Source organism: Staphylococcus sp. FSL W8-1207, assembly GCF_038003745.1.
GTDB lineage: Bacteria > Bacillota > Bacilli > Staphylococcales > Staphylococcaceae > Staphylococcus > Staphylococcus equorum.
On sequence record NZ_JBBOPU010000002.1, the window covers coordinates 398,667 to 411,807 of the forward strand.

The following is a 13,141-nucleotide window of genomic DNA, read 5'->3' on the forward strand; positions in this document are numbered from 1 at the left end:
AGAACTTCCAGGTCATGGAGAAAGATTAAGGCTCTTTGTTAAAGAGGATTGATACAATTTTTTGAGATTAGGCAACCTTATGTTGCTTAATCTCTTTTTTGCTTGAAGAAGCATAAAGTATTGAAGTTAGTAAAATACGGCTCATACATATCAAGTGTATGAGTCAAAACTTTGTACCTTTCTGTTAAGTGAAACGGTAAATATTTTTCATGAGTGTAATTTTCTATCTTTTACGATATCCATGACTTTATATGTTGTTGCGTCGCAAAAGATGAAACTATTAACACTTGTCCACATGTTTAACGCATTTAAATTCATCCATCTTATTTTCAATGATAGATATTTTTGCGCTTTTTTATACCAAAAAACAGGACTGATTTTTAAGTCTGTCCTGTTTAGTATAGATCCTAAAAAATAAAAACGAGGTAGCAAAATAAAATTTGCTACCTCATTTTGTTAGAAATTATTTTTTGTATGATTAATCATTATATTTAATGTATTTTCACTTGTTGGTTCCCACTGGAAATTCAATTTTTCTAGTATGAAATTAGTTTTATAATCCAAAATTTCAAAATGTGCTTTATTAAATAATGTATTGTCTAAGATACCTGTATGCAGTAGAAATGCATTGACTTCATCACTCATTACACCAAGATTTATACATTCCATTAAGTGATCCAAAAAAGCATCCCAATAAACAGCTTCTATATAATGGTTGTTCTCATTATATACTGCCATTAATTTCTGGAGTGATAAGCGCTTGTTGTTATAAATGTGATGGATTTCATTGCTTAATTGATCATTCAATATTAATTTATTACATGCTTTTGCAGCTTGGTCCACATGAGTAAATTCTAAGTCATCTTCTTCGAGCCTTGGAAACTTTTGAAGCATCTTGAATGATTTTATAACACTATAAAAAGCATTTTTTTCTTCATTTTTTTGAAAAATTCCTGTTCTAGAGTCACATTGTAAGTTACCTAGTCTATAAATGTTCGTCTCAATGCCTTCTTCACGATAAGCAATAAGTAATTTTTCAGCTTCTATTTTACTATCAATATAAATATTATTTGGTTTTTGAGAAATATCCACGTCATATTCAGAAAAAGTACTACTATCTTTATCCTCTATACTGCCTGAAGCTATACTAATTGTAGACATATGGTGAATTTCTTTTTTATTTTTATCTTTTGCAAACGATATTAAGTTATGGATTGATTTAACATTTGTGTTATAAGAAGACTCTTCTGTCGCAAAATGATTTACATTTGCTGCTGCATTTATAATAATATCTATATTATTTACTAAATAATCATAATTGCTATTAGAAAAACCTAAATATTTTGATTCAATATCGCCCTCTACAAAATGAATACGACTCAAATCCTCTGTTTTTAATTGAGAATTAAAGTAATAGAACCAATTGTTATTTAATTTGTTCTCACCACTTATTTTTTCACTATTTCTCACTAAGACATAAATAATTAAATCTTTACGTTCTAGTAGATCTTTTAATATATGGATACCTAAATAACCTGTAGCTCCTGTCAATAATATTTGTTTATCTGATTTAACTACATCTTTATCAATAAATTTATAATTTTCATTACTTTTCACTTTGTAATCATTGATTTCAGATATAAAGTCACTATTAAAATGATGTTCATTCTTAACATTCGGAATTTTTAATGCGTCTAATTTTGTCATTACATTCATTTCTTCACGTTCAACCAACGCTTTACTTATAGATGCAATGGTCTGTAACTCAAAGATGTCTTTAATTGATATATTATATGATTTAGATATTAAAGATGTTAACTTTATAGCCTTAAGTGAATCTCCTCCCATTTCGAAGAAATTATCATGAATACTAATTTGATCCACATGTAATACTGCTTCAAACGTTTCTGCTACAGCGCTTTCTATATCATTTGTCGGCGCTACATATACTTTACTTTCAACTTTAATTTCTGGTAAAGCTTTTTTATTCAGCTTTCCATTTGAAGTTACTGGCAGTTCATCAAGTTGCGTCATATATGCAGGTATCATATAATCTGGTAACTTTTGACCTAAAGATGTTTTTAAAGATCCAAAATCAAGTGAGTCATCTGATACTAAATACGCACAAATAGATAGTTCATTATCAACCATCGGTCTCGCTACAATCGCTACATCATTGATATGAGTATGTTGTCTTAAAATACTTTCTATTTCACCCAATTCAATACGATAACCGCGTATTTTAACTTGTTCATCTATACGGCCTATATAAATAATATTGCCGTCGCCATTCCATTTCGCTAAATCTCCCGTACGATATAATTTACCTTTCCCAAATGGATTATCAATAAATTTCTCTTGTGTTAATTCAGGACGATTTAAATAACCTGCTGTGACACCGACACCTGCAATACAAAGTTCACCAGGCACTCCGATACCCATTATATTATTATCTTCATTTAAAATATAAGCTTGAATATTGGAGATTGGTTTGCCGATTGGAATCGAATCATATGTTTTATGATTTTCACAGTCAAAACTTGTTACGTCAACGGTTGTTTCAGTAGGGCCATATAGGTTGAGTAAGGCAGTATTGTTTTTATTTCCAATAAAATGATTAAAGTCATTAACTTGTTCCGGTTTTAATGCTTCTCCACTAGCTAAAACATATTTTAGTTTCGAAATGGCTTGTGCGTTGTTTGTAGATTTAATAAAATTAACAAACATATTTAACATCGACGGCACGAAGTGAACCATCGCTACTGAGTAACCTTCTAATAATTCAGTTATTTTTTCAGGGTTCCCTTCTTCTCCAGAAGGTAGTAGAACAATTTGACTACCAAGCATTGCCCAGCCAAAGATTTCCCATACTGAAACATCGAAGGTATAAGGCGTTTTAAATAATATTGTATCTTCACCATCGACATTATATTTATTTATCACCCAGTTTAAACGGTTCATAACGCCTCCACTATGCGCCATAACGCCCTTCGGTTTTCCAGTTGTACCTGAAGTATAAATAACATACATTAAGTTAGACTCATCTGAAATTTGTTTTAAATTAGAAGTTGGGAATGCTTCTAACCTTGTTGTTTCAGTTAAATCAATGACTTTATTTCCATAATTTATAGCTTCATCTAATTCTCGATCTGTTAATAAAACCTTCGGTTGACTATCTTCTAAAATATAATTAATGCGGTCAATTGGGTACTTAGGATCGATTGGAACATAAGCACCACCTGCTTTTAAAATCCCATAAATACCAATAATCGTTTCAAGTTGTCGATCCATAATTAAGGCAATTAAACTGTTAGCTCCAACACCTTCAGCTCTTAATTGATAGGCAAGCTGATTCGCACGTGCGTTTAACTCATCATAATTTAAACTTTCACCTTCATACGTAATGGCTGTTTGATAAGGCGTTGCTTTTACTTGTTTTTCAAAACGCTCTACAAATGTTTCCTTATTATTTAAACTAGCCTCTGTATCATTAAATTTATCAAAAATAACTGCTTTTTCTTCTTTAGTTATCATCTCAATCTCAGTCATTTTTTGAGAAGGATCCTTTGTAATTTCAACTAAAATTTCCATAAAGTGTTTCAACATACGCTCTATCGTCGCTTTACTAAATAATTCACTTGCATATTCTAATGAAACTTTATACCCTTCATTTTCTTCAATTGTCATACTCAAATCAAATTTCGCATTTGTATGTGATGCTTCTTTAATTTCAACAGACCAATCATTAATTTCAAATGCTTGATTATCATTATTTTGTAAGGCGAATAATACATCGAATAAAGGATTACGACTTAAATCGCTTCTTTCTACTACTTCTTCTACTAAATCTTCGAGTGGATACTCTTGATTATCAAAAGCTTTTATAGAAAGGTTTTTCACTTCTGACAATAGTTGCTCGAACGATTTATCCCGTTCTGGATAGCTTCTCATTGCCAACGTGTTAACAAACATACCTAATATATCTTCGGTATCTTTATGTGTTCTTCCGGAGACAGGGCTACCAATGACTATATCTTCTTGCCTACTATATTTATGAAGTAATACCATAAATGATGCCGATAAAATCATGTAATCTGTACTACCTGTTGTTTGCGCAAGCTGATGAATCGCTTTCTTAGTTTCATTAGGCATGTGCATTGACATTGTTCTACCTTTAAAACTTTGCTGTTTAAGTCTAGGGTAATCATAAGGTAAATCTAAAACAGGTGCTTCCTTTTCAAATTGTGATAACCAAAATGAACGTTGTTGACTTAAATCACGTTCACGCATCCATTCACTATAGTCTCTATAACGTATTTTCAATTCTTCTAATGCTTGGTTTTGATACAATCTCGAAAAATCTTTGATAATAATATTAATAGATAGACCATCTGAAATGATATGGTGCATATCAAATAATAAGAGATATTTTTGTTCGTCACTTTTCACTACTTTTACTCTTAATAGCGGCGCCTGTGCTAAGTCAAATGGACTTACAAATTCACTTAACAGAGTATCATCGTTAACTTCCATTTCCTCTTCATAATCTATATTTATAGATACACTATCCTCAATAATTTGAACAGGTTCTCCTTCAAACACTTCAAAACGTGTCCTTAAAATTTCATGATGGTTAATTAAACTCTGGAAAGCAAAACGTACACGTTCAATATCTACTTCACCTTTAATTTCAAATATTCCAGGCATATTGTAAGCCGTTTGTCCCTCTGTCATTTCATTTAAAACATATAATCTCTTCTGTTGTGAAGACACGTAATAAGCGGATTTATCTTCAGCTTGTGGAATATCTTGAATATTCGTATGGTCTTCACTATTTTTTATAAACTCAGCTAATTGGGCAACCGTTGGTTTCTCAAAGATAATTTTTAATGGTAATCTGATTCCAATATAATGTTCAATTTCATTGATTACACTAATGGCTTTAAGTGAATGTCCTCCCATTTCGAAGAAATTATCATGAATACTAACTTGATCCACATGTAATACTGCTTCAAACGTTTCTGCTACAGCGCTTTCTATATCATTTGTCGGCGCTACATATACTTTACTTTCAACTTTAATTTCTGGTAAAGCTTTTTTATTCAGCTTTCCATTTGAAGTTACTGGCAGTTCATCAAGTTGCGTCATATATGCAGGTATCATATAATCTGGTAACTTTTGACCTAAAGATGTTTTTAAAGATCCAAAATCAAGTGAGTCATCTGATACTAAATACGCACAAATAGATAGTTCATTATCAACCATCGGTCTCGCTACAATCGCTACATCATTGATATGAGTATGTTGTCTTAAAATACTTTCTATTTCACCCAATTCAATACGATAACCGCGTATTTTAACTTGTTCATCTATACGGCCTATATAAATAATATTGCCGTCGCCATTCCATTTCGCTAAATCTCCCGTACGATATAATTTACCTTTCCCAAATGGATTATCAATAAATTTCTCTTGTGTTAATTCAGGACGATTTAAATAACCTGCTGTGACACCGACACCTGCAATACAAAGTTCACCAGGCACTCCGATACCCATTATATTATTATCTTCATTTAAAATATAAGCTTGAATATTGGAGATTGGTTTGCCGATTGGAATCGAATCATATGTTTTATGATTTTCACAGTCAAAACTTGTTACGTCAACGGTTGTTTCAGTAGGGCCATATAGGTTGAGTAAGGCAGTATTGTTTTTATTTCCAATAAAATGATTAAAGTCATTAACTTGTTCCGGTTTTAATGCTTCTCCACTAGCTAAAACATATTTTAGTTTCGAAATGGCTTGTGCGTTGTTTGTAGATTTAATAAAATTAACAAACATATTTAACATCGACGGCACGAAGTGAACCATCGCTACTGAGTAACCTTCTAATAATTCAGTTATTTTTTCAGGGTTCCCTTCTTCTCCAGAAGGTAGTAGAACAATTTGACTACCAAGCATTGCCCAGCCAAAGATTTCCCATACTGAAACATCGAAGGTATAAGGCGTTTTAAATAATATTGTATCTTCACCATCGACATTATATTTATTTATCACCCAGTTTAAACGGTTCATAACGCCTCCACTATGCGCCATAACGCCCTTCGGTTTTCCAGTTGTACCTGAAGTATAAATAACATACATTAAGTTAGACTCATCTGAAATTTGTTTTAAATTAGAAGTTGGGAATGCTTCTAACCTTGTTGTTTCAGTTAAATCAATGACTTTATTTCCATAATTTATAGCTTCATCTAATTCTCGATCTGTTAATAAAACCTTCGGTTGACTATCTTCTAAAATATAATTAATGCGGTCAATTGGGTACTTAGGATCGATTGGAACATAAGCACCACCTGCTTTTAAAATCCCATAAATACCAATAATCGTTTCAAGTTGTCGATCCATAATTAAGGCAATTAAACTGTTAGCTCCAACACCTTCAGCTCTTAATTGATAGGCAAGCTGATTCGCACGTGCGTTTAACTCATCATAATTTAAACTTTCACCTTCATACGTAATGGCTGTTTGATAAGGCGTTGCTTTTACTTGTTTTTCAAAACGCTCTACAAATGTTTCCTTATTATTTAAACTAGCCTCTGTATCATTAAATTCATTTAAAATTGTATATTTCTCATTTTCATCCAATATCTCTATATTTTTGATTTTTGTATTTGGATTTTCTATTGCCTTATCCATGATTTTTAAAATAATATTATGTAAATCTATAATTTCTTTCTCATTTACAATAGCTGTTTGATAATCATAATCTACAGTTAAAGTGTTCTTTCGATTTCTATTACTAATATTCACAGTTAATGGCGCGTTATTTGAGCCATTTTCTATCCATTCATCTGAATAAACATTTTTTAAAACTTCATGACTGTATTGAGTATTTTGGTAAGAGATCAGACAGTCTAATAGTCCTTTTTGCCCACCACTATCTTCTACTATATTTCTATAAGGGTATTTTCTATGCTTTAATATATTGAAGGTTTCATATTTTGTTTGAGTTAATAAATCAGATATAGAATAATCACTAGAGACATCAATTATAATTGGCAACGCCCTTGAAAATACTCCTGTAACTCCTTTTTCTGCTTTTTTATTTCTATTATGCATTATCGACCCAACTGAAATTTTTTTCGATGCCGTTTTTTTATATTTTATAATAATCATCATAGCAGAGAATAAATTATTAATACTTATATTATTTTTTTCACAAAATTCGTGTATTCTATGGGTTTCAATATCAGACAAACTATAACTTTTTCTATTACTATGACCATTATTATCACTATTTTTCTCGAATAATTCATTGTCTTCTAAATTTTCAGTCTTTTTCAACCAGAAAGATTTATCTTTTTCAAATCTTTTAGTATTTTTATATTCTATTTCTTCTTCGATGTAATCAAAATATGTAGATTCTATTTCCTTGCTATTCGGTCCATCATTTAAATATTTACTTATTGTATTTGCAGCTACTGTTATACTCCATGCATCTGAAATGACATGATGTTCCATCAAAAATATTCCGATTTTTCCAGTAGGTAATTTCACTATTTTAAAGTCAAATAAGTCACTATCTGTTGAAAATAAATTTTTGCGTGCTTGTTCATTAATCCATTTGGTATACCCTACTTGATTATTCTTAAAGTCAACAAAATCAAATTTTTTGTCTTTATGTTCACTAATATATTGTTTATATTCACTCTTCACTTTTTTCAATTTAATTCTATAAGTTTCATGTGTTTTTATTAGATTATTTAATGCTTTTTCTATTTCTTCTATTTTAATACCAGGTTTAATATAAATAATAACTGATATATTATTAATACTATTATTTTCATAATATTCTTGTAGTTGAATAATCTCAGTTTGTGCATCTGATAAATTAATTGTTTCCATAATTAAACCCCCTTTTTTTATATCTTAAGATTAACATATTTTTTTAAAAAATAACCTTTTATAACTTTTATTATTATTAAAATAAAAGTTATAAAAAGTTATAGATTTTAAATATTTTGTAAATATTTTATTGAAATCAAAAAATAATATTAATTAAAACAAACGTAGTGTAAAAACAGCCTATAGGAGCAGCTGGTTTACAACACTTTAATAAGTGATTTTTTTATATTTTGATAAGTAACCAATTCAATATCAGGTTCGGTGATATTTTTGCAACAAACAGCTACTTTGTAATTTGCGATAATATCTAACAATAGAAAATGATTTGTAATAACTTGATTATTGAACGACAGTTTAATGTTTTGTTTCCTATTAAGATCAAAAGATAAATCTTGAATATTCAAATATAAACCCTGTCCTACAAATTTAATATAGCTCTCTTTTAAGCACCAAATCGAAAAGAAATTTTCTTTATTATTGCTCAGCTTAGCGCGTTCACTATCATGTGTTATATCATTAAACAGCTTCTTATTTATGTCTTCTATTTGTTCTATATCGACCCCTACTGACGAATTGGAGATATAACAAGCCGCCCATTCATTTGAATGAGATAAATTAAAATGTACATTCTGTGCTTTTGCTAAAAAAGGTTTGCCATACTCATTTTCCTCAAAAATGAGTTCTTCAGGAGAAAATCCATAATCTTGTATCAGCGCATAATACAATAACAGTTCACTAACCAAAGCAAGCATTTTATCATTTTCAACATGTAACTTATGGATTCTGCTCCGCTTGTCGCCTTTTATACGATTTAAAAAACGTTTTTGTATAGCATCATAGTTTAAGTCACTAACATTTATTAAATATAACTTCATCTATTTGCTCCATTCTAACTAGGTTTAATACATATCGATTTACAAAAATATACAATGATATAAAAAGTTATTAAAAATATTATATTATTATTTACATAATAACACGTTGAAATAATTTTGATATTAAATATTTTTTAATATTTTGTTATTGTAATAATAATTTATATCATACAGATATATTGGTTTTAGAAGAAACAAATTGATGGAAATGACAAAATATTATGTATACCCCCTTTTATATTGTATAGTGCGTATAAAAGAGTTAGGAGATGCTTGAATGAAAGTTAACAAAATAATTTATATGCTATTAGCCTTCTTTCTAGGTGGATTGGGCGTCCATAAATTTTACTCAAACAAAAGAAAAATAGGGATATTATATTTTGTGTTTTGTTGGACTGGTATTCCTGAAATCATTGGTATCGTAGAGGCGATTTTAACTGTTTTTAAAAAGGCAGATAGTAATGGTGATATAACAGTATAAAGAAATTTAAAATTCCAGTTCCCAAGGAATCTATTAATATAAAAAATAGCAGTGAAGTCCTCTATCATTATAGATTTCTTCACTGCTATCTTCTTATGTTTTAATTTTATAACAATTCAAACATTTATATTGTTAAGAATTCTGAGCGTTGTTTCTCACGCTTATCAATTACAATTTGTGACGTTTTAACATCTAATTCTAATAATTTTTCGATATTTTGAGTTACGAATTCATCGCTTCCTACTATATAGAATAAGGCGTTTTTATCCATTGCAATATTTTCTAACTCTTCATAATATGATGCTCTACTATCCACAAATTGTGATGTGAATTTTTTATCTGGTACAGACTTAAATATATCTGTAAATAAGAATTCTCTAGACGAATCAACATTTATAGAATGTATTTTATTAACATCCTCAGCGTTCTCTAAATATTTAAGTACTATTGGTCTATATGTTGCCAAACCAACGCCAGAAGATAGTAAATACACATTTTTACTTTCTCTTTTTAGTGGAATATTTGAATGTGTTTTAAAAATTGCTACTTCCTGTCCAACTTCTAAATTATTTAAAATATTTTTAAACTCAGAACATTGTTTTCTTATTCTTGTAGTAATTCCAATTATATTCTCATTAGGAACGGTAGAAATCGACATATGGCGCACCAAGCTTTTATTTGGTTTTTCGCCTTCATTAAAGCCTTTTAAGCCCATGTGTGTATGAGATCCTTCTTCCCAAGTAAATCCCTCTGGGCAATCAAGTAAATACGTTTTAATTTCAGACGTTTCATTAATAATCTTATTTATTTTAGTCCAATATATCTGCATTTATATATTCTCCTCATCATTTACGATTAAATCTATTTATATAATATACTCCAAATGATAATAATTATCAATTAAATCATATTACTGTTTATCGAAAATAATTTTACAGAAGTGATTTTCGCTATATTTGAAGCGTGAGTAGAAAAAAGGGCAGCTAACTCTCCTGTTGAATATATAGACATATTTTTCACCTCCTATTTTATTTAATAAACTATTACCCTGAGTAACAGTCAATATAAATAAACACTCTCATTATGTTTTCTACCAAATTATTTATGAAAAGTCGAAATATTTATACCCATATAGGGTATGTGTTATACTAAAATCATCTTATTACCAATTCTATAAATATAGGGGGTTTTATTATGGAACATAATGATCAACACCATAATCATGATGCTCATAGTCATCACGAACATGAGCATCATGACAGCCATAATGGTCATGCGCATCATCACGGCAATTTTAAAAATAAATTTTTTATTTCTTTAATTTTTGCAATACCTATTATTATTCTATCACCAATGATGGGTGTTACATTGCCATTCCAATTTTCATTTCCAGGTTCTGATTGGATTGTTTTAATCCTTGCTACAATTTTATTCTTTTACGGTGGCAAACCATTTTTAACAGGTGCTAAGGATGAGATTTCAACTAAAAAACCTGGCATGATGACGCTAGTTGCTTTAGGCATTTCAGTGGCTTATTTTTATAGTTTATATGCTTTTTACATGAATAATTTCACCGATTCCTCAACGCATACAATGGATTTTTTCTGGGAATTAGCGACTTTAATTTTAATTATGTTGTTAGGTCATTGGATTGAAATGAATGCTGTAGGTAAAGCAGGCAATGCATTGAAAAAAATGGCAGAACTGTTACCGAATATTGCAATTAAAGTGACAGAAGATGACCAACGTCATGAAGTTAAAATTGATAACATCAATATTGATGATATTGTTGAAGTTAAAGCTGGGGAAAGCATACCTACAGATGGCACAATCACTCAGGGCGAGACATCAATTGATGAATCATTAGTTACTGGTGAATCAAAAAAAGTTGCCAAAAAGTATAATGATGACGTTATTGGCGGCTCTATCAATGGTTCAGGCACAATACAAGTTAAAGTTACAGCCACTGGTGAAAATGGCTACCTATCTCAAGTTATGGGATTAGTTAATCAGGCGCAAAATGATAAGTCAAAAGCCGAGCTTCTCTCAGATCAAGTAGCAGGTTATTTATTTTATTTTGCAGTGAGCGTAGGGTTAATTTCATTTATTGTATGGATGCTTATTCAAAATGATATCGACTTCGCACTTGAAAGACTTGTTACTGTATTAGTTATTGCTTGTCCACACGCATTAGGACTGGCCATTCCATTAGTTACAGCACGCTCTACTTCTATAGGTGCACATAATGGCTTAATCATAAAAAACAGAGAATCTGTAGAAATTGCCCAACATATTGATTACGTTATGATGGATAAAACAGGAACACTTACTGAAGGTGATTTTACAGTGAATCACTATGAAAGTTTTACTGATGAATTCCATGAGGAGATAATATTGAGTCTATTTGCTTCATTAGAAAGTAGTTCTAATCATCCACTTGCTACTGGAATCGTTGATTTTACTAAAGGTAAAAATATCTCGTATGCTAATCCTAAAGAAGTTAATAATTTACCAGGCGTAGGATTAGAAGGCACAGTTGATAATAAAATACTCAAAATAACGAATGCTTCTTATCTCGATAATAACAATCTTAAGTATAATAAAGAACAATTCACTCATCTTGCTCAACAAGGTAATTCTATTAGTTATTTAATTCATAACCAACAAGTTATTGGCATGATTGCACAAGGCGATAAAATCAAAGAAAGCTCACAACAAATGATTTCAGACTTATTATCAAGAAACATTACACCAGTGATGCTTACTGGTGATAATAAAGAAGTTGCAGAAACAGTTGCTAAACAATTAGGAATTAACGATGTCCATGCACAATTAATGCCCGAAGATAAAGAAAGTATTATTAAAGCATATCAAAGCAGAGGTAGTAAAATTATGATGGTTGGCGATGGAATCAATGATGCTCCCAGTCTTATAAGAGCAGATATTGGAATGGCGATAGGCGCTGGAACAGATGTAGCAGTCGAATCAGGCGATGTCATACTTGTTAAAAGCAATCCATCCGATATTATCAATTTCTTTACACTTTCTAAAAACACTATGAGAAAAACAATTCAAAATTTATGGTGGGGTGCTGGATATAACGTTGTAGCCGTTCCTCTTGCAGCCGGTATATTAGCTTTTATAGGTTTAATATTATCGCCTGCTGTAGGTGCAATACTCATGTCCTTAAGTACAGTTATCGTAGCAATTAACGCTTTTACTTTAAAATTAAAATAAATGATAGGGGTTAAAATTATGATTAAAAAATTAAGCTTTATTATATTAGCATCAGGCCTCGTATTATCAGCTTGCTCAAATGGCAGTGGAGAGGAAAAAGATTCTAAAGATCAAAAACACGAGGAACATATGGAACATAAAAGTGAAAATAAAGTTCCAGAGGATATGGAGAGCACAGAAGAAAGTAAATTTAAAAAAGATGATGAAGTTACTATTACAGCAGGACACATGCCAGGTATGAAAAATGCGGAAGCTACTGTAAAAGGTGCTTATGAGACTTATGCTTATGTCGTAAGCTATACACCCACAAATGGGGATGAAAAGGTAAGTAATCATAAATGGGTTGTTAATGAAGAAGTTGCCGATGCCCCTGAAAATGGCTTTAAGAAAGGTGATACAGTTAAATTAGAAGCTGACCATATGCCAGGTATGAAGGGGGCAGAAGCAAAAATAGATGATGTAAATAAGACAACTGTTTATGTAGTTGATTATAGATCAACTGAAAATGACAAAATGGTTAAAAATCATAAATGGATGACAAGTAACGAACTAAAATCGAGATAAATTAAATTATCCTTTTAGACTTTTTAAAATCTAACCGCATTTAGCATTCCCATTACTTTCGATATTATAATACAGATGA

Annotated in this window: 6 protein-coding genes; 3 read left to right on the forward strand and 3 right to left on the reverse strand. The window is 30.6% G+C overall.

The window, feature by feature from the left end; all coding sequences use genetic code 11:
• Nucleotides 1-456: 456 nt before the first annotated feature.
• Together NSR03_RS11600 and NSR03_RS11605 are read right to left on the reverse strand one after the other, a co-directional pair.
• Nucleotides 457-7,905, reverse strand: coding sequence for a non-ribosomal peptide synthetase (locus tag NSR03_RS11600; RefSeq protein WP_285328665.1), 7,449 nt, complete (start codon nt 7,903-7,905; stop codon nt 457-459).
• A gap of 197 nt (nt 7,906-8,102) precedes the next feature.
• The gene (locus tag NSR03_RS11605; protein WP_021339914.1) at nt 8,103-8,780 is read right to left on the reverse strand and encodes a 4'-phosphopantetheinyl transferase family protein; all 678 of its coding nucleotides are present in this window, start codon (nt 8,778-8,780) and stop codon (nt 8,103-8,105) included.
• Between the two features lie 277 nt (nt 8,781-9,057).
• On the opposite strand from NSR03_RS11605, the gene NSR03_RS11610 reads away from it, so the two are divergent.
• Entirely contained in the window at nt 9,058-9,261 is a 204-nt protein-coding gene (locus NSR03_RS11610; RefSeq protein WP_021339915.1) for a TM2 domain-containing protein, read from the forward strand.
• Between the two features lie 124 nt (nt 9,262-9,385).
• Here the strand turns inward: NSR03_RS11610 and NSR03_RS11615 are convergent, their stop codons facing one another.
• Entirely contained in the window at nt 9,386-10,090 is a 705-nt protein-coding gene (locus tag NSR03_RS11615; RefSeq protein ID WP_021339916.1) for a hypothetical protein, read from the reverse strand.
• Nucleotides 10,091-10,455: 365 nt separating this feature from the next.
• On the opposite strand from NSR03_RS11615, the gene NSR03_RS11620 reads away from it, so the two are divergent.
• Together NSR03_RS11620 and NSR03_RS11625 are read left to right on the forward strand one after the other, a co-directional pair.
• Complete coding sequence (locus NSR03_RS11620) at nt 10,456-12,498, forward strand: heavy metal translocating P-type ATPase (protein ID WP_002506106.1); 2,043 nt, start codon at nt 10,456-10,458, stop codon at nt 12,496-12,498.
• An 18-nt stretch (nt 12,499-12,516) separates the two neighbouring features.
• Nucleotides 12,517-13,062: a DUF1541 domain-containing protein gene (locus tag NSR03_RS11625; RefSeq protein WP_002506107.1), complete on the forward strand. Its 546-nt coding sequence runs from the start codon at nt 12,517-12,519 to the stop codon at nt 13,060-13,062.
• Nucleotides 13,063-13,141 lie beyond the last annotated feature (79 nt).